This window comes from Roseovarius sp. A-2 (assembly GCF_002072155.1).
GTDB lineage: Bacteria > Pseudomonadota > Alphaproteobacteria > Rhodobacterales > Rhodobacteraceae > Roseovarius.
The window spans coordinates 21,240-47,232 of sequence record NZ_BDIY01000004.1; the positions used below are offsets into that span (position 1 = coordinate 21,240).

At 63.1% G+C, this 25,993-nt stretch carries 18 protein-coding genes, 1 tRNA gene and 1 pseudogene; 4 read left to right on the top strand and 16 right to left on the bottom strand.

Annotated elements, in window-relative coordinates:
• Positions 1–51 precede the first annotated feature (51 nt).
• A pseudogene (locus tag BHD06_RS07350) lies at positions 52–912 on the bottom strand (metal ABC transporter solute-binding protein, Zn/Mn family).
• A gap of 214 nt (positions 913–1,126) precedes the next feature.
• Between BHD06_RS07350 and BHD06_RS07355 the strand changes: the two are divergent.
• From BHD06_RS07355 to BHD06_RS07365, 3 genes are read left to right on the top strand one after another with little or no spacing between them, the layout of a single operon-like run.
• The gene (locus BHD06_RS07355; protein WP_080456354.1) at positions 1,127–2,086 is read left to right on the top strand and encodes an ABC transporter permease; all 960 of its coding nucleotides are present in this window, start codon (positions 1,127–1,129) and stop codon (positions 2,084–2,086) included.
• The gene (locus BHD06_RS07360) at positions 2,083–2,961 is read left to right on the top strand and encodes an ABC transporter permease (protein ID WP_080456355.1); all 879 of its coding nucleotides are present in this window, start codon (positions 2,083–2,085) and stop codon (positions 2,959–2,961) included. Before BHD06_RS07355 ends, BHD06_RS07360 begins: the two co-directional genes overlap by 4 nt.
• A 1-nt stretch (position 2,962) precedes the next feature.
• Positions 2,963–5,005: an ABC transporter ATP-binding protein gene (locus BHD06_RS07365; protein ID WP_080456356.1), complete on the top strand. Its 2,043-nt coding sequence runs from the start codon at positions 2,963–2,965 to the stop codon at positions 5,003–5,005.
• Positions 5,006–5,198: 193 nt separating this feature from the next.
• Here the strand turns inward: BHD06_RS07365 and rpoC are convergent, their stop codons facing one another.
• From rpoC to BHD06_RS23670, 15 genes are all read right to left on the bottom strand, one after another.
• Entirely contained in the window at positions 5,199–9,446 is a 4,248-nt protein-coding gene (rpoC, locus tag BHD06_RS07370) for a DNA-directed RNA polymerase subunit beta' (RefSeq protein WP_080456357.1), read from the bottom strand.
• 95 nt (positions 9,447–9,541) lie between these two features.
• Positions 9,542–13,678, bottom strand: coding sequence for a DNA-directed RNA polymerase subunit beta (gene rpoB, locus BHD06_RS07375; protein WP_080456358.1), 4,137 nt, complete (start codon positions 13,676–13,678; stop codon positions 9,542–9,544).
• Between the two features lie 240 nt (positions 13,679–13,918).
• Entirely contained in the window at positions 13,919–14,296 is a 378-nt protein-coding gene (gene rplL / locus BHD06_RS07380) for a 50S ribosomal protein L7/L12 (RefSeq protein ID WP_080456359.1), read from the bottom strand.
• A gap of 74 nt (positions 14,297–14,370) precedes the next feature.
• On the bottom strand, positions 14,371–14,889 hold the full coding sequence (gene rplJ / locus BHD06_RS07385) for a 50S ribosomal protein L10 (RefSeq protein WP_080456360.1): 519 nt from the start codon (positions 14,887–14,889) through the stop codon (positions 14,371–14,373).
• 257 nt (positions 14,890–15,146) lie between these two features.
• A complete protein-coding gene (gene rplA / locus BHD06_RS07390) occupies positions 15,147–15,845 on the bottom strand; it encodes a 50S ribosomal protein L1 (protein ID WP_080456361.1) in 699 nt (232 codons plus the stop codon).
• Position 15,846: 1 nt separating this feature from the next.
• Positions 15,847–16,272, bottom strand: coding sequence for a 50S ribosomal protein L11 (gene rplK / locus BHD06_RS07395; RefSeq protein WP_080456362.1), 426 nt, complete (start codon positions 16,270–16,272; stop codon positions 15,847–15,849).
• Between the two features lie 108 nt (positions 16,273–16,380).
• Positions 16,381–16,914 (bottom strand): transcription termination/antitermination protein NusG, encoded by a 534-nt coding sequence (gene nusG / locus BHD06_RS07400; RefSeq protein WP_080456363.1) that lies wholly within the window; start codon positions 16,912–16,914, stop codon positions 16,381–16,383.
• 191 nt (positions 16,915–17,105) lie between these two features.
• Entirely contained in the window at positions 17,106–17,303 is a 198-nt protein-coding gene (gene secE, locus BHD06_RS07405; protein ID WP_080456364.1) for a preprotein translocase subunit SecE, read from the bottom strand.
• Positions 17,304–17,394: 91 nt separating this feature from the next.
• Complete coding sequence (locus tag BHD06_RS07410) at positions 17,395–17,955, bottom strand: hypothetical protein (protein WP_080456365.1); 561 nt, start codon at positions 17,953–17,955, stop codon at positions 17,395–17,397.
• Positions 17,956–18,253: 298 nt separating this feature from the next.
• A tRNA-Trp gene (locus tag BHD06_RS07415) sits at positions 18,254–18,329 on the bottom strand.
• 132 nt (positions 18,330–18,461) lie between these two features.
• Positions 18,462–19,343: an ABC transporter permease gene (locus tag BHD06_RS07420; protein ID WP_080456366.1), complete on the bottom strand. Its 882-nt coding sequence runs from the start codon at positions 19,341–19,343 to the stop codon at positions 18,462–18,464.
• Complete coding sequence (locus BHD06_RS07425) at positions 19,343–20,290, bottom strand: ABC transporter permease (protein ID WP_080456367.1); 948 nt, start codon at positions 20,288–20,290, stop codon at positions 19,343–19,345. The genes BHD06_RS07420 and BHD06_RS07425 overlap by 1 nt, the downstream gene beginning before the upstream one ends.
• Before the next feature lie 45 nt (positions 20,291–20,335).
• The gene (locus BHD06_RS07430; protein WP_176214305.1) at positions 20,336–22,108 is read right to left on the bottom strand and encodes an ABC transporter substrate-binding protein; all 1,773 of its coding nucleotides are present in this window, start codon (positions 22,106–22,108) and stop codon (positions 20,336–20,338) included.
• Positions 22,098–23,117, bottom strand: coding sequence for an ABC transporter ATP-binding protein (locus BHD06_RS23665; RefSeq protein ID WP_176214306.1), 1,020 nt, complete (start codon positions 23,115–23,117; stop codon positions 22,098–22,100). Before BHD06_RS23665 ends, BHD06_RS07430 begins: the two co-directional genes overlap by 11 nt.
• Positions 23,114–24,085: an ABC transporter ATP-binding protein gene (locus tag BHD06_RS23670; RefSeq protein ID WP_176214307.1), complete on the bottom strand. Its 972-nt coding sequence runs from the start codon at positions 24,083–24,085 to the stop codon at positions 23,114–23,116. The genes BHD06_RS23665 and BHD06_RS23670 overlap by 4 nt, the downstream gene beginning before the upstream one ends.
• A 299-nt stretch (positions 24,086–24,384) precedes the next feature.
• Here BHD06_RS23670 and BHD06_RS07440 point away from each other — a divergent pair, with 299 nt between their 5' ends.
• Positions 24,385–25,980: a gamma-glutamyltransferase family protein gene (locus BHD06_RS07440; RefSeq protein WP_080456369.1), complete on the top strand. Its 1,596-nt coding sequence runs from the start codon at positions 24,385–24,387 to the stop codon at positions 25,978–25,980.
• Positions 25,981–25,993 lie beyond the last annotated feature (13 nt).

Below are 25,993 nucleotides of genomic sequence, written 5' to 3' on the forward strand. Positions count from 1 at the left end.
GGGCAACGTGTCCGCCAAGCCGCAGCACGCCCGCGCCCCGGCATGGCCCGATCAGTGCGCCTGCACCGGCAAGCCCATACTGCGCGCGAAGCCCTCGTCGAAGGTGGAGATAACCAGCGCTCGCCACGACACGGCGGTGAAGATCACCACCCCCAGAATCACCGCCGCCATGCGCGGCAATTCCGACGGTAGAGCGCGCAAGATCTCGCGGTCCCAAAGCGCGGCCCAGCCATATTTTGCAGGACGCTCCCGACAAGTTCCAGGGCCATGCTCAACTCTCCGCCGCCAGACGGTCCAGACGGCCCCTTGCTGGCGTCTCGTCCCCGCGATCAACGCAGGCACGTTGCGATCCGACACGGTGCTTTCGACGAACACCGCCTTGATATCTTGTGCCACCAGTAGGTCACCAAGGTCGCGAATACGCGCCAGACCGGTCTGGCTCTCGGTGGAAATGCCCTGAATGCCCTCAACCTCGTAACCATAGGCGCGCCCGAACTAGCCGAACGCGTCATGCGCGGTGACCAGAACGCGAGCAGGGTCTGACACCGAGGCCAGACCGCCCGCGGCATAAGACCCGAGCGCCGTGATCTCATCCTTGTAGGCCTGCGCGTTGGCCTCGAACAGGGCGCTGTCTTCGGGGCGCAGATCGCTCAGCGCCCGCGCCGCCCGGTTCACCACCGGCAACCAAAGATCGGGCACCATCCAGACATGCGGATCGAATCGGCCCTCGTAATACTCGTGGCCGATGCGGTCCTCTTGCGGCATCGCCTTGCCCACGACGCGGGCGGCATCGGCGATCATGCCGGTGGTCGCCACGACCGACAGCTTGCCCGCCTGCGCCTGCGCCCCCCCCCCGGCCCAGAGTGCGGCCCCGGCGGCAAGGCTCAGAACATGACAGCGATGGATCGCCATTCGGTTCCTCCATCGGCTGAAACTGCGATTGGATATGAGAGTGACTCGCAGAATAGTCAGGAAGATTGCAACTCATTCTCAAGATAGATGGGGAACATAACATAATCCGAAGAAAGCGTGTTCGAGCCGCCCCCACTAAACTCTCGACGCAGGCGCGCGGGCTGGTCTAGTCTCGACCTGTCACATTTTGGGTTTCTGGGGAGAAACGGATAACATGCTGGCCTTGATCATCAGGCGTCTGGCCCTTGGGCTGGTCACGGTCTGGCTTGTGTCCGTGATCATCTTTCTGGGGGTCGAGGCGCTGCCGGGGGATGCCTGCACCGCCATTCTAGAGCGCGATGCCCATGGCGAAGCGCTGGAAAAGTGCCGCGAGATCATGGGGCTGACCACACCGGCCTTTGCCCGATACATGGAGTGGTCGGCGGGCCTTCTGACCGGCGATCTCGGCGTTTCCGCCAACGGGCAGGAGCGGATCGCGGAACTGGTGGGCTACCGGCTGCGCAACTCACTGCTGCTGGCGGCGGGGGCGCTAGGCGTTGGTATTCCGCTCTCGATCCTTCTCGGCGTGGTAGCGGGGCTCTGTCGTGACCGCTGGCCGGATCTGCTGTTTTCCACCGGCGCGATCCTGGCCATGACGATCCCGGAATTCGTCGCCGCCACGATCCTGATCCTGATCTTCGCCATCTGGCTTGGATGGGTACCCGCCATCGTGCTGACCCCGGCCGATGCACCGCCGCTCGAGTTCTTCCCGGAGTTCATCCTTGCCTCGACCGTTCTGACCATGTTGATGATCGCTCATATCATGCGCATGGTGCGCGCCTCGATGATCGAGGTGATGGCGGGCGATTACGTTCAGATGGCCACGCTCAAGGGCGTGCCGCATTGGCGTATCGTGTTTCGGCACGCGCTGCCCAATGCCTTGCTGCCCGCGATCAACGTAATCGCACTCACAGTCGCGTGGCTTCTGGGCGGGGTGGTGGTGGTAGAGGTGGTGTTCAACTATCCCGGCCTCGGGCGGCTGCTGGTCGATGCCATTTCCGACCGCGATCTGCCGGTGGTGCAGGCGATCACGATGATCGTGGCGATCACCTATGTTGGGGTCAACCTTGTGGCCGATATCCTCAGCCTCGCGCTCAACCCGCGCCTGCGCAGCCATCAGGCAAGGCGCACATGAGCACCGCCCCCCCTGCCCCACGCGGTCCGCGCAGCGTCGAGGTGCTGCGCGCCATGATAGCGCGGCCCTCGGGCGCGATCGGGCTGACGCTGGTGGGGCTGCATCTTCTGATGGCAGTTCTGAGCCCTTGGATTGTACCTTACGACTACAAGGCGATGGATGCGACAATCACACTGGCGGGGCCGTCGCCTGCGCATTGGCTCGGCACTGACCATCTGGGGCGCGATGTCCTGACACGGATGATGCTGGGCGGGCGCGAGGCGCTGCTGGTTACCGGCACGGCGACACCTGTCGCCCTGATCTGGGGCGGGCTTCTGGGGGTGTACCTCGGCCTCAAGGGCGGCTGGCGTGACGAGGTGGCAATGCGCCTGGTCGATGCGTTCCTCGCCCTGCCGGGCATCCTGCCGCTCCTGGTGCTGATCACCGTCTTCGGCAGCGGCGGCGAGGTGTTGATGCCGACGCTTGCGTTTTTCTTCGGCATCCCGGTGATCCGCGTGGCGCGCGCGGCCGCGCATGAGGTGGTGGCGCGAGATTTCGTCTCGGCGGCGCGGGCACGCGGGCACCACCCGCTCGATATCGTTCGGCGCGAGTTGTTGCCCAACGTGACAGATACATTACTGGTCGAAGGCGCGATGCGGTGGTCGTGGATGCTCCTTGGTTTCTCGGCGCTGTCCTTCCTCGGCTTCGGCGTCTCGCCGCCGAAACCCGACTGGGGGCTGATGATCTCGGATGCGCGGGTCTACATGTCGCTGGCCCCTCTGGGGGTGATCGCGCCGGTCATCGCCCTCTCGACCCTGATCATCGGGATCAATCTCAGCGCCGATGCGCTGGCCAAGACGCTTGGCCTCGATCGCAGCCGCAAGGCGGTGATCTGAGATGGCAGGCACCCCGCCCCTGATCGACATCCGCAAGCTTTGCGTGGGGTTTCGCGGGCGCGCGGGCGCGATCCTGCCGGTGCTGCACGAGGTCGATCTGACGGTCTGCCGGGGCGAGAGCATCGGCATCGTCGGCGAGAGCGGATCGGGCAAGAGCACGCTGGCGCTGGCGGCCATGGGCTATCTCAAGCATGGGCTGCAAAAGATATCGGGCGATGTGATCTATGACGGGGCCGAGATGTTCGGGCGCAGCCCGGCGGACCTGGCACGGATCAGAGGTGGCCAGTTGGGGCTGATCCCGCAGAATTCCGGTCAGGCGCTGACCCCGACGATGCGGATCGGCACGCAGATCCGCGAAGCCCTGCACCTGCATTGCGCCATGTCCGAGGGCGAGCATGCGACCCGCGCGCGCGATCTGCTGGCGCAGGTGCGCCTGCCCGACCCCGAGGCGATCCTGCGCCGCTACCCGCATGAGCTGTCGGGCGGGCAGCAACAGCGGGTGGCGATTGCCATGGCGCTCGCGGGCGAACCCGATGCCCTGCTACTCGACGAGCCCACCACCGGGCTCGATGTCACCACACAGGCCCACATCCTCGAATTGCTGCGCGAACTGGCACGGGTACGCAACATGGCGATGGTCTATGTCAGCCACGATCTGGGCGTCATCGCGCGGGTCTGCGACCGGGTGCAGGTGCTCTATGCCGGCGAGACCGTGCTGGAGGGGCCGACCCGCGCGGTGTTGCGCGAACCGGCGCACCCCTATGCACGCGGGCTTCTGGCCTCGATCCCGCGCCTGGGCGAGCAAACCTTGCCGCGCGCCCTCGATGGCCGCCCGCCCGGGCCGAACGGGCCGCGCGAAGGCTGTGCCTTCGCTCCGCGCTGCGCGCTGGCCACCCAGGACTGCCGCGCCGCCACTCCACCGATGATCGAAGGGGGCGCGGATCAGATGACCCGGTGTCTCTACCCCGATCGGGTGGATGAAATCACCGGCGATCAGGCGGGCAACGCGCCCCATGGCTGCGCCGAGGGCAGCCCCTGCGCGCTCGATCTGGCGGAGGTATCGATTCGCTATGATCGGCCCGGGCTGTTTGACCGGTTGCGCGGCGCGCCACGCCCGCCCGCCACGGTGGACGGCATCGACCTGCATCTGCGGCAGGGCGAGACGATCGGCCTTGTCGGCGAATCGGGCAGCGGAAAATCGACCATTCTCAAGGCGATTGCCGGTCTGCTGCCGCCCGCATCGGGCCAGATCACACTTGGCGACGGCACCGCCCTGCCCGCCGCTGTCGAGACCCGTCGCCCCGATCAACTGCGCCGCATCCAGATGATCTTTCAAAACCCCGATGACAGCCTCAATCCGCGGCAATCGGTCGGCGAGATCCTCGCGCAACCGCTGCGGCTCTATTTCGGGCTCAGGGATAAGGCGCTGCGCGACCGCGCGGTGGCACTGCTCGACACCGTGCGCCTCGGCGCGCCGTATCTCGAGCGTCGTCCCGGTCAGCTCTCGGGTGGCGAGAAACAACGCGTGGCGGTGGCGCGCGCCTTTGCCGCCGGACCCGAGATCGTACTTTGCGACGAGATCACATCAGCGCTCGATGTCTCGGTGCAGGCCGCCGTACTTGACCTGCTCAACGATCTGAAGGCCGCACACAAGACCGCCTTCGTGTTTGTCAGCCATGACCTGACGGTGGTGCGCGCGCTGTCGGACCGGGTGGCGGTGCTCTACCAAGGGCGGATCTGCGAGTTCGGCCCGGCGGCGGCGGTCTATGGCGCACCATCGCATCCCTACACGGCGGTGCTGCTCAATGCGGTGCTGACGCCCGACCCCGACCATGCGCCGCGCCTGATGGCCGAGGATGTCTTGGAACTGTCCCCCCCCGCGCGCGGCTGCCCGTTCCAGCGGCGTTGCCCGGTGAAATGCGGCACGATCTGCGACACCGATGCACCGCCGGCGCGCGAGACAGGCGACGGGCATGTAATTCGCTGCCACATCCCGCTCGATGAGCTATGTGCGAAACAGACGGGCGAACCCCCGAAATCTTGAAAAGATTTCGGTCCGCGTTCATTCAATGAAGGCGGCACACCACCAAAGCAGTCGGCGTGAACAGCGCTCCACCTTCGTGCTTCGACGTCAGGGCATGCGTGATTTCAGAACACGGCATTCCGCTTGAACGCCTGACACGAAAAAAGCCCGACCATATGGCCGGGCTTTTTCTTGGTTTTCCGTCTTGAGACGATCACTCGTCGCGGCTCTCCGGCGTTTCAACGAAATTATCGAACTCGTCGCCGCCAACCACGTCGTCGTCGATCACCGGCGCAGCCAATGCTGCCGCCGCGGCGGCCTCTTCCTGTCGCGCCTCGATGACGATGTTGTCACGCGATTGGGCGATGCGGCGCATTTCCTGCGTGGCACGACCCGTGCCCGCCGGGATCAAGCGACCGACAATGACATTCTCCTTGAGACCAACCAGCTTGTCACGCTTGCCCTGAACCGAAGCCTCGGTCAGCACACGGGTGGTTTCCTGGAAGGAGGCCGCCGAGATGAAGCTGCGGGTCTGCAGCGACGCCTTGGTGATGCCCAGCAGGATCGGCTCGCCCTGTGCCGGACGCCCGCCTTTGGCAACCGCCTTTTCGCAAGCCTCGTCAAACTCGACCTTGTCGACATGCTCGCCCTTGAGCAGGGTGGTGTCGCCGCTGTCCTGGATCTCCCATTTCTGGAGCATCTGGCGCACAATCACCTCGATATGCTTGTCGTTGATCTTCACGCCCTGCAGACGATAGACCTCCTGCACCTCGTCGATCATGTAATTGGCCAGCGCCTCGACCCCCATGATGGCGAGAATGTCATGTGGCGCGGGATTGCCATCCATGATGTAGTCGCCCTTCTGGACATAGTCGCCCTCCTGCACCGGGATGTGCTTGCCCTTGGGCACCATGTACTCCACGGGCTCCAGAGTATCGTCGGCGGGTTCGATGGTTATGCGACGCTTGTTCTTGTAGTCGCGGCCAAAGCGCACATACCCATCGAGCTCGGCGATGATCGCGTGATCCTTGGGGCGGCGCGCCTCGAAAAGCTCGGCCACACGCGGCAGACCGCCGGTGATGTCCTTGGTCTTACCGCCCTCGCGCGGAATACGCGCGACCACGTCGCCGGCCTGCACCTTCTGGCCTTCCTCAACCGACAGGATCGCATCGACGGACATCGGATAGGTCACCGGGTTGCCCGCGTCATTGCGCATCGGCTCGCCATCCTCACCGACGATGAAGACTTCGGGCTTGAGCTCGTTGCCGCGCGGCGCGGCACGCCAGTCGGTCACGATCTTCTGGGTCATGCCGGTGGCCTCGTCGGTCACATCGCGAACCGACACGCCCGAGGTGAGATCGACGAATTTCGCCGTACCCGATTTCTCGGCCAGGATCGGCAGGGTGTAGGGGTCCCACTCAAAGAGCTTCTGACCGCGCTCCACCTTATCGCCTTCCTTGACGAAAAGCTTGGTGCCGTAACCCACCTTGTGGCTGGCCAGTTCGACCCCCTTGTCGCCGATGATCCGGACTTTCATGTTCCGGCCCATCACGAGGGTTTCGCCACTGGCATTTTCCAGCGTCTGGGGCTGTTCGTATTCGATCACCCCCTCCTGGCTTGCCTCAAGGAAGGATTGCTGACCACCCTGGGCCACGCCGCCGATGTGGAAGGTCCGCATCGTCAGCTGCGTGCCCGGCTCGCCGATCGACTGCGCGGCGATGATGCCGACAGCCTCGCCGATATTGACCATCGTGCCGCGCGCGAGGTCACGGCCATAGCACATGGCGCAGACCCCGTCCTCGGCCTCGCAGGTCAGCGGCGAGCGTAGGCGCACGGTCTGCACCGCGGCCTCTTCCAGCGAATCGGCCATGCGCTCGTCGATGAGTTCTCCCTTGGCGGCGATCACCCGGTCGCTCAGCGGATCAACGATATCCTCCGCCACGACACGGCCAAGGCAGCGCTCGGCCAGCGAGGCCACGATCTCGCCGTCATTCACCGCCGCCTCTACGGTGACCGCGCGCTCGGTGCCGCAATCGTGCTCGCGCACGATGCAGTCCTGCGCCACGTCCACCAGGCGCCGCGTGAGGTAACCCGAGTTGGCGGTCTTCAGGGCGGTGTCCGACAGGCCCTTACGGGCACCGTGGGTCGAGTTGAAGTATTCAAGAACGGTCAGGCCTTCCTTGAAATTCGAGATGATCGGGGTTTCGATGATGTCGCCGTTCGGCTTGGCCATCAGGCCACGCATGCCGCCCAGCTGTTTCATCTGCGTGACCGAGCCACGCGCCCCGGAGTGGGCCATCATGTAGACGCTGTTGGGCTCCATCACGGCCCCGTTCGCGTCTCGGCGCTCGGCAGAGATCGAGCCCATCATCGCCTCGGTGACCTCGTCGTTGCATCTCGACCAGGCATCGACGACCTTGTTGTATTTTTCACCCTGGGTGATCAGGCCGTCCATGTATTGCTGCTCGAAGCCTTTGACGTTGGAGCGGGTCTCCTCGACGATGGTCCATTTGCCGTCGGGGATCACCATGTCGTCCTTGCCGAAGGAAATCCCGGCCTTGAACGCCTCGCGGAAGCCCATGGTCATGATCTGGTCGCAGAAGATGACCGATTCCTTCTGACCGCAATAGCGGTAGACAGTGTCGATCACCTGCTGAACCTCTTTCTTGCGCAGAAGACGGTTCACCAGGCTGAACGGGGCCTTGGCGTTCTGCGGCAGGAGCGCGCCAAGCCGGGCGCGGCCCGGCGTGGTTTCCGTCCGCACCATGACCTCGTCGCCATGCTCGTCGATCTGCGGCACGCGGACTGTGACCTTGGCATGCAAATTCACCTCGCCCGCGTCGAGCGCGTGCTGCACCTCGTCAAGCGAGGAAAAGACCATGCCCTCGCCCTTCATGCCTTCGCGCATCAGCGTCACATAATAGAGGCCAAGAATCATGTCCTGAGACGGCACGATGATCGGTGCGCCGTTGGCAGGGCTGAGAACGTTGTTGGTCGACATCATCAGCACCCGCGCCTCGAGTTGCGCCTCGAGCGAGAGCGGCACGTGCACAGCCATCTGGTCGCCGTCGAAATCGGCGTTGAAGGCGGCACAGACCAGCGGGTGAAGCTGGATCGCCTTGCCTTCGATCAGCGTGGGCTCGAAGGCCTGAATGCCCAGGCGGTGCAGCGTCGGCGCGCGGTTGAGCATGACGGGGTGTTCGCGGATCACCTCGTCGAGGATGTCCCACACCTCGGGGCGCTCTTTCTCGACCAGTTTCTTGGCCTGTTTCACGGTGCTCGACAGCCCCTTGGCTTCGAGCCGCGAGTAGATGAACGGCTTGAACAGTTCCAGCGCCATCTTCTTGGGCAACCCGCATTGATGCAGCTTGAGTTCGGGGCCGGTCACGATGACCGAGCGGCCCGAGAAATCGACCCGCTTGCCCAGAAGGTTCTGGCGGAAGCGGCCCTGCTTGCCCTTGAGCATGTCCGAGAGTGACTTGAGCGGGCGCTTGTTGGCACCGGTGATGACCCGGCCGCGACGGCCGTTGTCGAACAGCGCATCGACCGATTCCTGCAACATCCGCTTTTCGTTGCGCACGATGATATCGGGCGCGCGCAGCTCGATCAGCCGCTTGAGACGGTTGTTGCGGTTGATCACCCGGCGATACAGGTCGTTCAGGTCAGAGGTGGCGAAGCGGCCACCGTCCAGCGGCACCAGCGGGCGCAGTTCGGGCGGGATGACCGGCAGCACCGTCATCACCATCCATTCCGGGCGGTTGCCGGATTCGAGGAAGGATTCAACGACCTTGAGGCGCTTGATGATCTTCTTGGGCTTCAATTCGCCCGTGGCTTCCTTGAGATCGGCGCGCAGCGTGTCGGCCTCGTTCTCGAGGTCGATATTGGCCAGCATCTCGCGAATCGCCTCGGCACCGATATTGGCGGTAAAGGCGTCCATGCCATACGCATCCTGCGCATCCATGAACTCTTCTTCGGTCAGCATCTGGCCATAGGTCAGGTCTGTCAGACCGGGCTCGATCACCACGTAATTCTCGAAATAGAGCACCCGCTCCAAATCACGCAGCGTCATGTCGAGCATCAGGCCAATGCGGCTTGGCAGCGATTTCAGGAACCAGATATGCGCGCAGGGGGCGGCCAGTTCGATATGGCCCATGCGCTCGCGCCGGACCTTTTGCAGCGTGACTTCAACGCCGCATTTCTCGCAGACGACGCCGCGATATTTCATGCGCTTGTATTTGCCGCACAGGCATTCGTAATCCTTGATCGGGCCAAAGATACGCGCACAGAAAAGGCCGTCACGCTCGGGCTTGAACGTGCGGTAGTTGATTGTCTCGGGCTTCTTGATTTCGCCATAGGACCACGAGAGGATCCGTTCGGGGCTGGCCAGAGAGACCTTGATTTCGTCGAACACCTTGGCGGGGGCCACGGGGTTGAACGGGTTGTTTGTGAGTTCCTGGTTCATTTTACGATCCTTGAAGGCTGGCAGAGGGGGAGAGAGGGGCCCGGATTTTTCGCCGAAAAATCCGGGGGGTAGAATTTTCCGCGAAATTTCTGCCCTTACTCATCTTCCTCCGCATCCAGGAGTTCCATGTTGAGGCCGAGGCCGCGCACTTCCTTGACGAGCACGTTGAACGATTCCGGCACGCCGGCTTCGAAATTGTCCTCGCCCTTGACGATGCTCTCATAGACCTTGGTCCGGCCGGCCACGTCATCCGACTTGACGGTCAGCATCTCCTGCAGGGTGTAGGCGGCACCATAGGCTTCGAGCGCCCAGACCTCCATCTCACCAAAGCGCTGGCCACCGAACTGAGCCTTGCCGCCGAGCGGCTGCTGCGTAACGAGGCTGTAAGGCCCGGTTGAGCGCGCGTGGATCTTGTCGTCCACCAGGTGGTGCAGCTTGAGCAGATACTTGATGCCCACGGTCACCGGACGTGCAAACTGCTCGCCCGTGCGCCCGTCAAAGAGCACCGACTGGCCGCTCTGGTCAAAACCCGCCCGCGCCAGGGCGTCGTTTACGTCGCCCTCTTTCGCGCCGTCAAAGACCGGGGTGGCGATCGGTACGCCGCGCGTCACGGTGCCTGCCGACTCGATCAGCGTCTGCTCGTCCATGCCTTCGATGCCCTCTTCGTAGACATCGTCGCCATAGGCGATGCGCATCGCCTCGCGCACCGGCGTCAGATCGCCGGAGCGACGATACTCCTTGAGCGCCTCGTCGATCTTGAGACCCAGACCGCGCGCAGCCCAGCCCATATGGGTCTCGAGGATCTGACCCACGTTCATGCGCGACGGCACACCCAGAGGGTTGAGGCACAGATCAACCGGGGTGCCGTCCGCAAGGAACGGCATGTCCTCGATCGGGATGACCTTGGAGATCACGCCCTTGTTGCCGTGCCGTCCGGCCATTTTGTCGCCCGGCTGAAGCTTGCGCTTCACCGCGATGAAGACCTTGACCATCTTCATCACACCCGGCGGAAGGTCGTCACCGCGGCGGACCTTCTCGACCTTGTCCTCGAAACGTGCATCGAGCGTGCGCTTCTGCGCCTCGTATTGCTCGTGCAGCGCCTCGACGATCTTGGCGTCGGCCTCGTCCTTGAGGGCCAGCTGCCACCACTGACCCTTGGTCAGGGTGCTCAGCAACTCCTCGGTGATGTCAGAGTTGGCCTTGACGCCCTTGGGACCCTTGACCGCGACCTTGCCGAGGATCAGCGCTTTCAGACGCGCGTAGATATTGCGGTCGAGAATAGCCAATTCGTCGTCGCGGTCACGTGCCAGACGCTCGACCTCTTCGCGCTCGATCTGGAGCGCGCGCTCGTCCTTTTCCACACCGTGGCGGTTGAACACGCGGACCTCGACCACCGTGCCGAAATCACCCGGCTTGACGCGTAGCGATGTGTCGCGCACATCGCTCGCCTTTTCGCCAAAGATCGCGCGGAGAAGTTTTTCCTCCGGCGTCATCGGGCTTTCGCCCTTGGGAGTGATCTTGCCCACCAGGATATCGCCCGGCTCTACATCGGCACCGATATAGACGATTCCCGCCTCGTCGAGGTTGCGCAGAGCCTCCTCGCCCACGTTGGGAATGTCGCGGGTGATCTCTTCCGGCCCCAGCTTGGTATCTCGGGCCGCAACCTCGAATTCCTCGATGTGGATCGAGGTAAAGACATCATCGCTCACGATCCGCTCGGAGATCAGGATGGAGTCCTCATAGTTGTAGCCGTTCCACGGCATGAAGGCGGTGATCACGTTCTTGCCAAGCGCCAGTTCGCCCATGTCGGTGCAGGGGCCATCGGCGATGACCTCGCCCTTCTGAACGGTATCGCCCACCTTGACCAACGGCTGCTGGTTTATACAGCTGTTCTGGTTCGAGCGCTGGAACTTGCGCATGCGGTAGATATCCACGCCCGGGTCGCCGATCTCCAGATCGGCGGTGGCGCGGATCACGATCCGCTGCGCATCGACCTGGTCGATTACCCCGGCGCGTTTGGCCATGATGGCGGCGCCCGAGTCGCGGGCCACGACGCCCTCGATCCCGGTCCCCACCAGCGGTGCCTCGGCGCGTAGCGTCGGCACAGCCTGACGCTGCATGTTCGAGCCCATCAGGGCGCGGTTGGCGTCGTCGTTTTCCAGGAACGGAATGAGCGAGGCCGCGACCGAGACAAGCTGTTTCGGGCTGACGTCGATCAAGTCCACATGCTCGCGCGGAGCCAGCATGTATTCGCCGGACTGGCGGGTCGAGACCAGATCGTTGACGAAGCGGCCCGCGCCATCGAGATTGGCGTTGGCCTGCGCCACGGTGTGGCGCATTTCCTCGGTGGCGGACATGTATTGCACGTCATCCGTCACCTGGCCGTCCACGACCTTGCGATAGGGGGTTTCGATAAAGCCGTACTTGTTCACCCGCGCAAAGGTGGCGAGCGAGTTGATCAGACCGATATTCGGGCCTTCCGGCGTCTCGATCGGGCACATCCGGCCATAGTGGGTGGGGTGCACGTCGCGCACCTCAAAGCCCGCTCGCTCACGCGTCAGGCCGCCCGGCCCGAGCGCCGAGAGGCGGCGCTTGTGCGTCACTTCCGAGAGCGGGTTGGTCTGGTCCATGAACTGGCTGAGCTGCGAGGAGCCAAAGAATTCACGCACAGCGGCAGCGGCAGGCTTGGCGTTGATCAGATCCTGCGGCATCACCGTGTCAATCTCGACACTGCTCATCCGCTCCTTGATCGCGCGCTCCATCCGCAGCAGACCGACGCGATACTGGTTCTCCATCAGCTCACCGACCGAGCGCACCCGGCGGTTGCCCAGGTGATCGATGTCGTCGATATCGCCCCTGCCGTCGCGCAGTTCCACCAGCGCCTTGACGCAGGCAACGATATCCTCGCGATCAAGCGTACGCTGCGTATCGGGCTTTTCGAGGTTGAGGCGCATGTTCATCTTGACCCGGCCGACGGCCGAGAGATCGTAGCGCTCCGCGTCGAAGAACAGGGTCTCGAAGAGCGCCGCCGAGGCCTCTTCGGTGGGCGGCTCGCCGGGGCGCATGACGCGGTAGATATCCATGAGCGCGGTCTCGCGGTTCATGTTCTTGTCCGCCGCCATGGTGTTGCGGATATAGGGGCCGACATTGATGCCGTCGATATCCAGCACCGGAATGTCGGTGATCCCGGCATCGAGCAGTTCCTGCAGGCTGCCGCCGGTGATCTCACCGGCCTTGTCGTATTCCAGCGTCAGCTCATCGCCCGCCTCGACATGGATCGCACCGGTTTCCTCGTCGATGATATCACACGCCACGAACTTGCCGACGATATGCTCGAACGGCACCAGAAGCTCGGTTACCTTGCCCTCGTCGATCAGTTGCTTGACCGCGCGGGGGGTAACTTTCTTGCCCGCCTCAAAGATCACTTCGCCGGTCTTGGCGTCGATCAGGTCATAGGTCGGGCGGGTGCCGCGCACCCGCTCTGGAAAGAACTTGGTGACCCAGCCCTTTTTCTTCTTCAGCTTGAAATCGACGGTGTCATAATAGGCATTCATGATGCCTTCCTGGTCGAGACCGAGCGCATAAAGCAGCGTCGTCACCGGCAGCTTGCGGCGGCGGTCGATGCGGGCGAACACGATGTCCTTGGCGTCAAACTCGAAATCCAGCCAGGAACCGCGATAGGGAATGATCCGGCAGGTGAAGAGCAGCTTGCCCGAGGAGTGGGTCTTGCCCTTGTCATGGTCGAAGAACACGCCCGGAGAGCGGTGCATCTGGGACACGACCACGCGCTCGGTGCCGTTGACGATAAAGGTGCCGTTATGCGTCATGAGCGGCATGTCGCCCATGAACACGTCCTGCTCCTTGATGTCCTTCACGGATTTTGCGCCGGTATCCTCATCGACATCGAACACGATCAGCCGCAGCTTGACCTTCAGCGGCGCAGCATACGTCATGTCGCGCTGCATGCATTCCTCAACGTCATATTTCGGCTTTTCCAGATCGTAGCTGACGAATTCCAGCACGCTGGTCTCGTTGAAATCCTTGATCGGAAAAACCGACTGGAACACGCCCTTGATCCCCTCGCCATCGAGCGGCTGGGGCTGATCACCGGATTTCAGGAACAGGTCATACGAGGATTTCTGAACCTCGATGAGGTTCGGCATCTCCAGCACTTCGCGGATCTTGCCGTAATATTTGCGCAAACGTTTCTGGCCAAGGTAGGATTGAGCCATGGTCGATGTCACCTTTCATTTCTCACCGGTCGCGCGCGCTGTCGGGGCTCAGCGCCGCGGCCATCCGAGAGGGCTTGGTTCGATCAATTCCCGGCCATCGTCCCAATGACGGCCTCCCGATCCTGTAAACCTCGCCTTAGAAAAGCCCCGAACCGCGCAGGGCCTCTCTGAGACAGGTTTGGCCGGGCCCGGAAATCCGGGCCCAGCCTTCAAATTCACTCCGGGGCGACCCGGCGCAAATTACTTGAGTTCGACTTCGGCGCCAGCTGCTTCCAGCTTGCCCTTGATCTCTTCGGCTTCGTCCTTGGAGACCTGCTCCTTGACGGCCTTGCCACCGGCCTCGACGAGGTCCTTGGCTTCTTTCAGGCCCAGACCGGTGATCGCGCGAACTTCCTTGATCACGTTGATCTTCGATGCGCCTGCGGATTTCAGGATCACGTCGAATTCGGTCTGCTCTTCAGCAGCATCGCCGGCGTCGCCAGCAGGACCCGCCATCATGACCGCGCCACCGGCTGCGGGCTCGATGCCGTACTCGTCCTTGAGGATGGTTTTCAGTTCTTGTGCTTCGAGAAGCGTCAGACCAACGATCTCTTCAGCCAGTTTTTTCAGATCAGCCATTTTTCAGCTCTTTCCGTTCTCTAGATGTGTTCCAACGTCGGGACGTAAACCCTACGCGAATGTTACAGTATGCCTTACGCGGCTTCGGCCTTCTCTTCGATGGTCGAAAGGATGCTCGCGATGTTCGAAGCAGGTGCGCCAATGGCCCCCGCGATGTTCGAAGCAGGTGCGCCGATCATGCCTGCAATCGTCGCGATGAGTTCATCGCGCGACGGCAGTTTCGACGTAGCTTCAACACCGGCACGGTCCAGTGCCGTCTCGCCCATTGCCCCACCAAGGATTTCAAACTTCTTGTTGTCCTTGGCAAAGCCCTCCGCGACCTTGGCTGCTGCCACGGGGTCTTCGGAGAAGGTGAGTACGGTCATACCCGAGAGGTAGTCTGCAATGCTTGCGCACGGCTTGCCCTCAAGGGCGATCTTGGCGAGCCTGTTCTTTGCAACACGAACCGATGCCTCTGCCTCACGGGCGCGGGCACGCAGATCCTGCATTTCGGCAACTGTAAGACCCGTGTAGTGGGCAACCACTACGACGCCAGAGCTTTCGAAGATCTGGCCGAGTTCCTCGACCACTTTCTCTTTCTGGGCTCTATCCACAGTTTCACTCCAAATTTGGGGGTCTCCCCCCGGCTCAGTTGTGCCACCCCATGCAGGGCAGCGTTCGGGTCCAATGTCAGGGTCCCGAGGCCAAGATCACCCGAGGGCATACGCCCAGGCTGGAAATCTCATCTCGTTCCCCATCTCAGGAAGGAATTATTCACCGCGATTGCGACGAACCCTCCGTCTCGGACAGGACAGGGCCAGGTTGCGGCCCTGCCATTCGCTCCCGGGATCACGATCCCGGGCGCAAATTCTTATTCAACAGCCGCGCTGTTGATGTCGATCGACACGCCTGCACCCATAGTCGAGGTCAGGTTGATCTTCTTGACATAGGTGCCTTTTGCGCCTGCGGGCTTCGCCTTCTGCACGGCAGAGACGAAGGCGCGGACATTCTCGGCCAGCTTTTCGGCATCGAACGACGCCTTGCCAACACCGGCATGCACAACACCGGCTTTCTCAGCCTTGAACTGCACCTGGCCGCCCTTGGCATCCTTGACCGCCTGCGCCACGTCCATTGTGACGGTGCCAACCTTGGGGTTCGGCATCAGGTTGCGGGGCCCGAGCACCTTGCCCAGACGGCCCACGACGGGCATCATGTCGGGCGTGGCGATGCAGCGATCGAACTCGATCTTGCCGCCCTGCACGGTTTCCATCAGATCCTCGGCACCGACGATATCGGCACCTGCGGCTTCGGCCTCTTCGGCCTTGGCGCCACGGGCGAAGACAGCGACGCGCACGGTCTTGCCAGTGCCATTGGGCAGGCCGACGACGCCACGAACCATCTGGTCTGCGTGACGCGGATCAACCCCGAGGTTCATCGAGATTTCAACGGTCTCGTCGAATTTCGCAGTAGCGTTGCCCTTGATCAGGGCGACCGCGTCCTCGACGGTCAGATTGTCTTTGCCAACCAAAGCTTCACGCAGGGCACGGGTCCGTTTTCCAAGCTTTGCCATCTTACTTCACCTCGATGCCCATGGAGCGCGCGGAGCCGAGGATGATTTTCATCGCAGCTTCGACGTCGTTCGCGTTCAGGTCTTTCCACTTCGCTTCGGCGATCTCGCGCACCTGCTTGGTGCTGACGGTGCCTGCGGTGGCGCGGCCCGGGGTCTTGCCACCCGATTGCAGCTTGGCAGCCTTCTTGAGGTAATAAGACGCGGGCGGCGTCTTGATTGCCATGTCAAAGGATTTGTCCTGATAGTAGGAAATCACGGTTGGGCACGGCGCACCGGGCTCCATGTCTGCGGTCTTGGCGTTGAATGCCTTGCAGAATTCCATGATATTGATGCCGCGCTGACCCAATGCGGGGCCGACGGGCGGGCTGGGATTGGCTTGCCCGGCTTTCACCTGCAGCTTGAGCGTCCCTACGAGTTTCTTGGCCATGTGGCCTCTCCTTCACTTCCAACACCGTCGGGGCGCGCCCCTCCGGCTCTCTTGTTGTGTGGTCCGGTCCGATGGCCGCGGCCATCTCGCCTCCCACGGCTCACATCATCAGGCCTGTTTGGTGACCTGTGTGAATTCCAGTTCGACCGGAGTTTCCCGGCCAAAGATCGACACGGACACCTTGAGGCGCTGGTTGTCCTCGTCGACATGCTCAACCATGCCATCGAAATCCTCGAACGGCCCCTCGTTGACCTTGACCTTCTCGCCGATCTCAAAGTGGATGAGCGTGCGCGGGCTTTCCTCGCCCTCTTGCACCCGGCCGAGAATCGACTGCACCTCGGCGTCGCGCATCGGCATCGGGCGGCCCTGCGGGCCCAGAAACCCGGTAACGCGGTTGATCGAGTTGATCAGGTGATAGCCGCGATCCGACATCTCCATATGCACAAGCACATAGCCGGGCATGAAGCGACGCTCAGCAGTCACTTTCTTGCCACGGCGGATTTCGATCACCTCTTCGGTGGGAACCAGCACCTCATCAATCTCGTCCTCGAGACCGTTGTCGGTGACGGATTGTCTGATCTGCTCGGCGATCTTCTTCTCGAAATTCGAGAGAACACTGACCGAGTACCACCGCTTTGCCATCGTTGACCTACGCCTTTGTTCCTACCGGCACCAAGCCGGATTTCCGTATTCTTCCAAGCGGTTGCACCCGCACGCCCTGCAACGAAAAGCGGCGCGCAACCCGAATCGCCGCGCGCCATGTCCAGAAGTGTTGCGTCAACTACCTTTGATCGTTCACGAATTCAAGGCCCGACGATGAAATAATGACCACCTCAGCCAAACAGCCCGAGCACCCCCTGCAACCCGCTGCGGATCCCGAGATCGACCAGTGCGAAGAAAATCGCAGTGATCGTGGCCATGATGAAGACCATCACCGTGGTCAGCATCACCTCGCGGCGGGTCGGCCAGACGACCTTGGCCACTTCCGATCGGACCTGCTGAATGAACTGAAGCGGGTTCGTGCGTGCCATCTGCGCTGTCTTCCATGATTTCGCTGCTGCGCGCGACATACGCGGGCTTGTCGGTGAATTCAAGGGCCGATGCCCGCGCGCGGCGCGGGCGTCAGTGCAATTCCTTGGCGATACGCTCGAACGGATCGGGATGGTCGGCAAAGGGATCCGGCGCCTGCTCTTGCCGCCGACGCCAGCCGCCCTGCATGCCGCGCAGACGGTCCCGCAGGCCGGTCAAACGCTCCACACCGAACAAGGCACAGCCGATCAGCGTGAGGCAGAAAATCGCGAAGACTGCGATCAGAACAACTCTCGGCCAGAGCAGCACGGCGGCGAAAGCCAGAGCCCAGCCAAGGTGCTGCGGCTTGGGCCGAAATGCCAGAATCCGTGCGCGCAACCCGGTGCCCTTCCGCGGCCCGGCGGCGGGCTGGCGGCGCTTTCGACCTCTGCGAGGTGCCACGGCCTCCATCGCCACCGGCGGCGCGAGTTCGGGCAGGGCTTCGGAGCCGCGACGGCGGCGGTCCTCAGCCATGATTTCACTGATTGTCGTGATCGCGTTGCGCACCGCGATCTCGGTCGATACGGCATCCGCAGGTGCATGACCTTCATATTCGGTATCTGGATGTGGCGGATACGGGACCGGAGCCCCGGCCCGAGGCAAATCGTGTTCCATGATAGCAATACTCTTTTTTCCACGCCCCCACGCGGATCGACGGCCCCATGCTCTGGAAGCACTTGTCGATTGATGGTCTAGATCGGGCGCAAATGTGGCGAAACCATGGCAAACCGATGGCTGGAACAAGGCATGTCCGATTTTCACCATATTTGAGCTACATTTTACCCGCATTCTAAGAATGCGCCATCACGCAACTCAACCTCAGGGAGTGCCCTCCTGACTTCGGGCGCATGTCCGATTCGCGACGAGCCGCTTTAGCGGCCCAGACAGGCAAACACGACACCGATTGGAAGGATGGCAGGGGCAGCAGGGTTCGAACCCGCGACCTACGGTTTTGGAGACCGTCGCTCTACCAGCTGAGCTATACCCCTAAGATGCGTGCCTGTTATTGTTTTTCACCAAGGCCGTCAAGCGGCCATGGCGCAATTATCGGGGGCGGTGCCGTCGTCGATCCGAGAGATCGGTCACCCATGCCTGGTGGGCAGGTCGCGCCAAGGGCCGCGTCATGGCCCCGTCTCGCGCACGTCAAGCGCATCGCGCAGCGCGTCGCCGACGAAATTGATCGCCAGCACCACCAGCATGATCGCCAACCCCGGAAACACCCCGAGCCACCAGGCCTGACTGATAAAACTCCGGCCATCGGCGAGGATCAGACCCCATGTCGGCGTGTCGGGCCGCACACCAAGGCCAAGAAACGACAGCGAGGCCTCGCCCAGGATGGCATAGGACACGCTGACCGTGGCCTGAACGATGATCGGTGCCAGCGCGTTCGGCAGGATATGGCGAAACATGATCCGCAGATCGGAAAAGCCCTGCACACGTGCGGCATCGACGAATTGCTCTTCCTTGAGCGTCAGCACCATGGAGCGCGCAACCCGCGCGAAGTCGTCGAGAAAGGCCAGCGCGATGGCGACGATGACATTCAACAGGCCGGTGCCGAACACTGCGACCAGATAGATCGCGATGATGAAATTCGGAAACGCCCATTGCAGGTCGATATAACGCATAATGATCATGTCGGCCCAGCCGCCGTAATAGCCCGCCACAACCCCCAGCGTGACGCCGAGGATCAGCGCTAGCGCCACTGTGGAGACGCCGACGAAAAGCGAGATCTGCGTCCCCCAGATGATCCTCGAGAGCAGGTCACGCCCCAGATCGTCAGTGCCGAGCGGATGCGTCAGCGACGGGCTGCTCATCATGTCGAGCGTCATCGCGTTGGGATCGAAGGGCGCGATCAGCGGGGCCAGCAGCGCCACGAGCAGGAAGGCCAGCAGGATGACCAGCCCGACCTGCGCCTTGCGGTCCCGCGCAAAACTTGCGCGCAACCGTGATGGGGCCGGTCGGATATCGGGTTCGGAGAGGTCCTTGGCGGGAAGGTCGGTCATCAGGAATACCGTATGCGGGGGTCGATCACCGCATAAAGCAGATCGACCACGAGGTTGGAGAGCACGAAGAACGCAGACACCACCAAAACGGCGCCTTGCACGACCGGGTAATCGCGGTTCTGGATGCCCTGGATCAGAACCCGCCCCAGCCCTTTGATCGCGAACACGTTCTCGACCACCACGGCCCCCGAGATCAGCAGCGCAAAGGCGATTCCGATCACCGTCACCACCGGAATGAGCGCATTGGGAAAGGCGTGGCGCAGCATCTGCACCCGCATCGGCAACCCCTTGGAGGCCGCCGTGCGCATGTAATCGGCGCGCAGCACCTCGAGCATGGATGAACGGATCATCCGCGCGATGATCGCCGAAAAGCCGGTGCCGATGGCAATTGAGGGCAGGATCAGGTGGCTTAACCAGGGCCAAAGCCCTTCGGAGAGCGGCACGTATCCGATCGCGGGCAACCATTGCAGATTGGCGGCAAAGACGATGATCAGCAGGATCGCCAGCCAGAAATCCGGCATCGACAGCCCCAGAAAGGCGAACAGCGACACCGTCGCATCGGTGGCGGTGTTGCGGCGCGTGGCCGACAGGATGCCCGCAGGAATGGCGATCACCAGCGCGATCACGAAGGACAGGAAGGCCAGCGACATCGTACGCGGCAGCGCCTCCAGAAGGATGGTCGAGACCGGCTGGTTGTTGCCGAAGATCGACACGCCCAGATCACCCTGCAAGAGGCCAGTGAACCATTTCCAGAACTGCACCACAAGCGGCTGATCGAGCCCCAGCTTGCGGGTCAGCGCCTCACGCGCCTCCTCGCTGCCGGCATCGGCCAGCATGGCGGCGACCGGGTCACCAGGCACCAGCCGTATCATGAAGAACACCAGCGCGGCCACGGCCAGCATCACCAGCGCGGAACCGACCAGCCGTCGGAGAATATAGGACCCCATGGCAATACCGGGCAGGCCGCGAGGGGCCCGCCCGCCTTTCCGTGTTTACTTGAGCGAAATGCGGTCGAGTTCATGCAGACCCGGAATGCGCGCCTCTTCCGGCACCTCGACCGAGGCGTTGTGCACCAGCACATCGACCGGATGATAGAGGAACGCGCAGGCCACCTTGTCGGAACTGATCGCATTGGCCTGACGCACCAATTCGCGCCGCGCGTTGGGATCGACCGCCACGGATTGCGCGTCGATCAGCCGGTCGGCCTCGGCCTCGCTGAAGAAGCCAAAGGATTTCGCCGCCTTGTCGCGGTCCGGCCCGTTGAACTTTGACGTGGTCTGCATCCAGTCCACGAGGCCATCATCGGGGTCGTAATCCCCGCCCGAGCCGCCGAGACGCAGGTCGATCTCCATCTTGTTGAATTCCTCGATACCGATCGAGAAATCCTTGGGATCGACGGTCACGGTAATGCCCAGCACCTGCCGCAGGATATTGGCGACAACCTGCCCCGCGCGCTTGGTGTTGGGCGTGGTCTGCAAAGTGAGCTCGGGAAAGCCCGCGCCGCCGGGATAGCCCGCCTCGGCCATGAGCGCCTTGGCCCCCTCGGGGTCGAACGCCTGCTCGGAACTGTCGGCCAGCGTCTCGTCGAAGAAAAAGCCCATCGCCGGGTTGATCGTGCCATGCGCCGCGACGCCGTAACCAAACAGGCCCTGCTTGATGAACAGCTCGCGATCGAGCGCCTTGGCGATGGCCAGACGCACCATGAAGCCCTTTTCCTTCTTCAGCTCCTCCAGCGGCTTGTCGAAATCGGTGACCCGCATCGCCTCGTGCCAGGGGTTGATCCAGATCGACTGAAAGCCCGGCCCCGGCTTGATATCGACAACCAGATCGGGATTGGCCTGCATCCGCTCGATCAGCTGGGTCGGGAACGGGTTGCCGCCAACGTAATGGATGTCGCCTGCCTCCAGCGCGGCGGCCAGCGGCTCCACACCATCCACCGGGGTGATCGTGATCCGGTCGAGCTTGGGCCGGTCGGGGTCGTAATACTCGGCGAATTTCTCGAGCACGACCCCCTGGCCCAGCTGGTGCTCCACCACCTTGTACGGCCCGGTGCCGATCGGCGTGAGGCCATATTGCGCCGTGCCGAGGCTCTCCAGCCCGCCGCGCGAAACGATGGTCATCGCCCGTCCCGAGGCACGTTCCAGCGATTTCGTGAGGAACGAGGCCTGCGGCTGCTTGAGCGTGAACCGCACCTCGTAGTCGTTGAGTTTTTCCAACTCGGCCACATTGGCGATGACCCGGCTGTGCACCGATTGCTCGGGATCGCGCGAGCGGTTGAAGGTGAACAGCACATCCTCCGCGTCGAACGGATCGCCATTGTGAAATGTCACGCCCTCGCGCAGCTTGAACGTATATTCGAGCCCGTCCTCGCTGATCTCCCAGCTTTCGGCAAGATCGCCCTGCGCCACCAGGTTGTTGTCGATATGCATCAGGCCGCTATAGATGTTCGACGTGATCTGGAATTGCAGCACCTGGCCGATCTGCGCGGGATCGAGGGTGACGATCTCGCCGACACCGGCCCAGGCGCATTTCAGCTCGCCGCCCATCTTGCCCTGCGCCATCGCAGACTGCGGTCGCAGACCGGGCAGCACCTGCGCAAGCCCGAGCGCGCCACCGGCGGCAAGCAGGCGCAGCGTGGCGCGACGGCTAAGCCGGTCGCCGCGCAACTCGTCGCGCGTGAGACCAAAGAGCGGGTCACGGGGATCGTAATCATGAGCCTCGCGCAGTTCCGCTTCGGCGCGTTTGATGAGATCTTTATCGGTCATCTCTCTCTCCTGTTGTGGTAGTTTCTGGTTGTGGTTGGGTGGTGACGGCATGACAGGCGACGGCGTGCCCCGATCTGACCGGCTCGAGTTCAGGCGCGATGCGCGCGCAGATATCCATCGCAAGCGGGCAGCGCGGGTGAAACACGCAGCCCGAAGGCGGGTCGAGCGGGCTTGGCACCTCGCCTTTCAGCAGCGCGGTGTCGCGGGCCTCTTCCGAGACCGGATCGGGGTTCGGAATGGCAGCGATCAGCGCTTGCGTGTAGGGGTGCTGCGGCTCCGAGAACAGCTCTTCGGAACTCGCGGTCTCCATCACCCGGCCGAGATACATCACCGCCACGCGGTCGCACAGATGGCGCACGACCGACAGGTCGTGCCCGATGAAAAGATAGGTCAGCCCATGGCGCAGCCGCAGTTCTTCCAGCAGGTTGACGATTTGCGCCTGAATCGACACGTCAAGCGCCGAGACCGCCTCGTCGCAGACGATCAAATCCGGATCGGTGGCCAGCGCCCGGGCAATACCGACACGTTGCCGCTGCCCGCCCGACATCTGATGCGGGAACAGATCGGCAAACCTCTCGGAGAGGCCGCAAAGCGCCAGCAATTCGCGGACCCTTGCGGTGATGTCTCCGGCGAAACGATGCACCTTCAGCACCTCGGCGATGATCGCGCCCGCCTTCATTCGCGGATTGAGCGAGGAAAACGGATCCTGAAACACCGCCGAGACCCGCGTACGATAAGGGGCCAGCGCCGCGCCTTTCAACGCGGTGATGTTCTCGCCATCGAACCAGACTGCACCGTCGGTCGCATCGACCAGACGCAGCACGGTGCGCGCGAGGGTCGTCTTGCCGCAGCCGGATTCGCCCACCAGGCCGAATGCCTCGCCGCGCCTGAGCGAGAGCGTGACGTTGTCCACCGCCCTGACGCTGGCGACCTGGCGTTGCAGCAGGCCCTTGCGCACCGGAAAATGCACGCAGAGACCTTCAATTCTGAGAAAGGCATCCGCAGTCATGACGCCTCCCTCGTCTCATCGGAGAGCGGGAAATGGCAGGCCACCTGCCCGTCGAATGCCGGGACGGTCGTTGTGCAGACCGCCTGCGCATGCGGGCAGCGCGGATGAAAGCGGCATCCGGTGATGCGCGCGAAGGGATCGACGGGGTTGCCGGCAATCGGCTCCAGCGGCTCAGAGCGCGGCCGGTCGAGCCTCGGCACCGAGCGCAACAGCCCCTGCGTATAGGGATGGCGCGGCGCGTAATACAGCGCCCGGGCAAGACCGCTCTCGACGATCCGCCCACCATACATCACATTGACCCGCCGGGCATAGCGCGCGACGACGCCAAGGTTGTGGGTGATCAGGATCAGCGCGGTGCCGTGATCGCGGCAGATCCGCGCCATGAGATCGAGGATCTGGGCCTGGATCGTCACGTCGAGCGCCGTGGTTGGCTCATCGGCGATTATAAGCTTCGGTTCGGCGGCGAGCGCGATGGCGATCATCACCCGCTGGCGCATTCCGCCCGAAAAGTGATGCGGATATTGCCGCATCCGCTGCTCGGCATCCGACACCCCGACCTCCTGCAAGAGCGCGACGGCACGTGCCCGCGCCTCAGCGCCCGACAGGCCCATGTTTTCCTCTATGCTTTCGGTGATCTGGCTGCCAATTGTACGCACCGGGTTGAGCGAGGTCATCGGCTCCTGAAACACCATCGAGATGTCTCGCCCGCGCCGCTTGCGCATTTCTTCGGAGGGTAATTCGAGCAGGTCCACCCCGTCGAACCGGATGCTGCCGGAGGTGATGTGCAGATCCTCGGCCAGAAGCCCCATCACCGCCAGCGATGACAGCGATTTGCCCGATCCTGATTCTCCGACGATGGCCAGCGTCTCGCCGGCCTCGACCTCGTAGGACAGGCTCTCGACCAGCGTCGCCTCGACCCCGTGCTTGCGCAGCTTGATTGTCAGGTTCTCAATGTCCAGAAGTGTCATTTTGGCTCTCGCGCTATTTGGGCCACCACATGCCAAGCGTCGGCGAAACGCGCGGACATATCAACCTTGCGGTTTGGGTTGCGGATTTTTCCCTTGAATTCATTGTGCTTTTTTAGCGTCCTCACGTGATCGTGACTGCTTGCGATGCAGATCTGCGCATGTTCGGGGTGCAAGGGCGTGTGCCGGTCGGCTGGACGCTGTGCCGCGGCCCCACTAAGGCTTGTGATCATGCAGGGTGCCACCTGTCCTCCGATGAGTCTGGACCGTGTGACACAACACCAGACGGAGACAGCCACCCCATGCAGATGCGTCAGGAATCCATCTATGCCTCTCGCCGCTCGCCGGTCCTTGCCGAAAATGTCGTGGCAACCTCGCAGCCGTTGGCCGCGCTGGCGGGGCTTTCGATGCTGGCGCGCGGCGGCAATGCCGTCGATGCCGCCCTTGCTGCGGCGATCACACTGACCGTGGTCGAGCCCACCGGCAACGGCGTGGGCTCGGATGCGCTCTGCATCCTGTGGGACGGTGAGGAATTGCACGGGCTCAACGCCTCGGGCGCCGCCCCGGCGGCCTGGACGCCCGAGCGATTCGCAGGTGCCACGGAAATGCCGTTCCGGGGCTGGGACAGCGTGACCGTGCCGGGGGCCGTGAGTGCCTGGGCAGAGCTGTCGCGACGCTTCGGCAAGCTCGATTTTGCGGCCCTGTTCGAACCTGCGATCGGCTATGCGACGCATGGTTTTCCGGTGTCGCCGGTGATCGCGCGGCTCTGGCGGCTCGGGGCGGACGAACTTTCCGATCAACCGGGCTTTGCCGAGACCTTTCTGCGCGACGGCGAGCCGCCCGCCGCAGGCGAGCGTTTTGTCAACGCCGCTTTGGCCGAAAGCCTGCACCAGATCGCCGCGACCGGGGGGCGCGCCTTTTACGAGGGTGCGCTGGCAGAAAAGATCGTCGCGGCAGCGCGCGCCCATGGCGGCGGCCTGACCCTCGACGATCTCGCCCGCCACCGCCCGGACTGGTGCGGCACCCTGTCGATGGAGTTCGACGATGTCACCCTGCACGAGATCCCGCCCAACGGGCAGGGCATCGCGGCGCTGATGACCCTGGGCATCCTGCGCCACACGCCGGTTCGCGACTTCGGCCCCGACGACGCGATGGCGCTGCATTACCAGATCGAGGCCACCAAGCTGGCCTTCCGCGACCTGGACGCCTATGTCGGCGACAGGTCGGCGATGACCGAGATCACCCCCGAGGCGCTGCTCGACGTCGAATATCTGGCCAGTCGCGCCGCGCTGATCAGTGCTGACTCGGCACAGGATTTCGGCTCGGGCGCGCCAAAAAACGGCGGCACCGTCTACCTGTCGGCGGCGGATGCAAACGGCATGATGGTGTCGTTCATCCAGTCGAACTATGCCGGGTTCGGCTCGGGCGTGGCGGTGCCGGGGACGGGCATTCACATGCAAAACCGTGGCGCGGGCTTCGCGCTCCAGCCCGGTCACCCCAACCAGGTCGCGCCCGGCAAGCGGCCGTTTCAAACGATCATTCCCGGCTTTCTGATGCGGGACGGCGCGCCGCTGATGAGCTTCGGGGTCATGGGCGGCCCGATGCAGGCACAGGGCCACGTGCAGATGACGCTGCGCACCCAGCTCTGGGGGCAGGATGTCCAGACCGCAGCAGACGCCCCGCGCTGGCGGGTCGTGTCGGGGCTGGAGGTGGCCTGCGAAACGGCGATGTCCCCGCAGACCATCGAGGGCTTGCGCGCGCTCGGCCACGCCGTCACGCTGGAGAGCCCCGACAATGCCTTCGGTTTCGGCGGCGCACAGCTTGTCCATCGCCTGCCCTCGGGGGGATATTGCGCCGGCTCCGATCCGCGCAAGGACGGTCAGGCCGTCGGCTTCTGAGTGATCTGTCGCT

Bases quoted from the DNA above. Each gene is read 5' to 3' on its own strand.
- BHD06_RS07355 (WP_080456354.1), top strand. From the start codon at position 1,127: ATGCTGGCCTTGATCATCAGGCGTCTGGCCCTTGGGCTGGTCACGGTC.
- BHD06_RS07360 (WP_080456355.1), top strand. From the start codon at position 2,083: ATGAGCACCGCCCCCCCTGCCCCACGCGGTCCGCGCAGCGTCGAGGTG.
- BHD06_RS07365 (WP_080456356.1), top strand. From the start codon at position 2,963: ATGGCAGGCACCCCGCCCCTGATCGACATCCGCAAGCTTTGCGTGGGG.
- rpoC (WP_080456357.1), bottom strand. From the start codon at position 9,446: ATGAACCAGGAACTCACAAACAACCCGTTCAACCCCGTGGCCCCCGCC.
- rpoB (WP_080456358.1), bottom strand. From the start codon at position 13,678: ATGGCTCAATCCTACCTTGGCCAGAAACGTTTGCGCAAATATTACGGC.
- rplL (WP_080456359.1), bottom strand. From the start codon at position 14,296: ATGGCTGATCTGAAAAAACTGGCTGAAGAGATCGTTGGTCTGACGCTT.
- rplA (WP_080456361.1), bottom strand. From the start codon at position 15,845: ATGGCAAAGCTTGGAAAACGGACCCGTGCCCTGCGTGAAGCTTTGGTT.
- rplK (WP_080456362.1), bottom strand. From the start codon at position 16,272: ATGGCCAAGAAACTCGTAGGGACGCTCAAGCTGCAGGTGAAAGCCGGG.
- nusG (WP_080456363.1), bottom strand. From the start codon at position 16,914: ATGGCAAAGCGGTGGTACTCGGTCAGTGTTCTCTCGAATTTCGAGAAG.
- secE (WP_080456364.1), bottom strand. From the start codon at position 17,303: ATGGCACGCACGAACCCGCTTCAGTTCATTCAGCAGGTCCGATCGGAA.
- BHD06_RS07410 (WP_080456365.1), bottom strand. From the start codon at position 17,955: ATGGAACACGATTTGCCTCGGGCCGGGGCTCCGGTCCCGTATCCGCCA.
- BHD06_RS07420 (WP_080456366.1), bottom strand. From the start codon at position 19,343: ATGACCGACCTTCCCGCCAAGGACCTCTCCGAACCCGATATCCGACCG.
- BHD06_RS07425 (WP_080456367.1), bottom strand. From the start codon at position 20,290: ATGGGGTCCTATATTCTCCGACGGCTGGTCGGTTCCGCGCTGGTGATG.
- BHD06_RS07430 (WP_176214305.1), bottom strand. From the start codon at position 22,108: ATGACCGATAAAGATCTCATCAAACGCGCCGAAGCGGAACTGCGCGAG.
- BHD06_RS23665 (WP_176214306.1), bottom strand. From the start codon at position 23,117: ATGACTGCGGATGCCTTTCTCAGAATTGAAGGTCTCTGCGTGCATTTT.
- BHD06_RS23670 (WP_176214307.1), bottom strand. From the start codon at position 24,085: ATGACACTTCTGGACATTGAGAACCTGACAATCAAGCTGCGCAAGCAC.
- BHD06_RS07440 (WP_080456369.1), top strand. From the start codon at position 24,385: ATGCAGATGCGTCAGGAATCCATCTATGCCTCTCGCCGCTCGCCGGTC.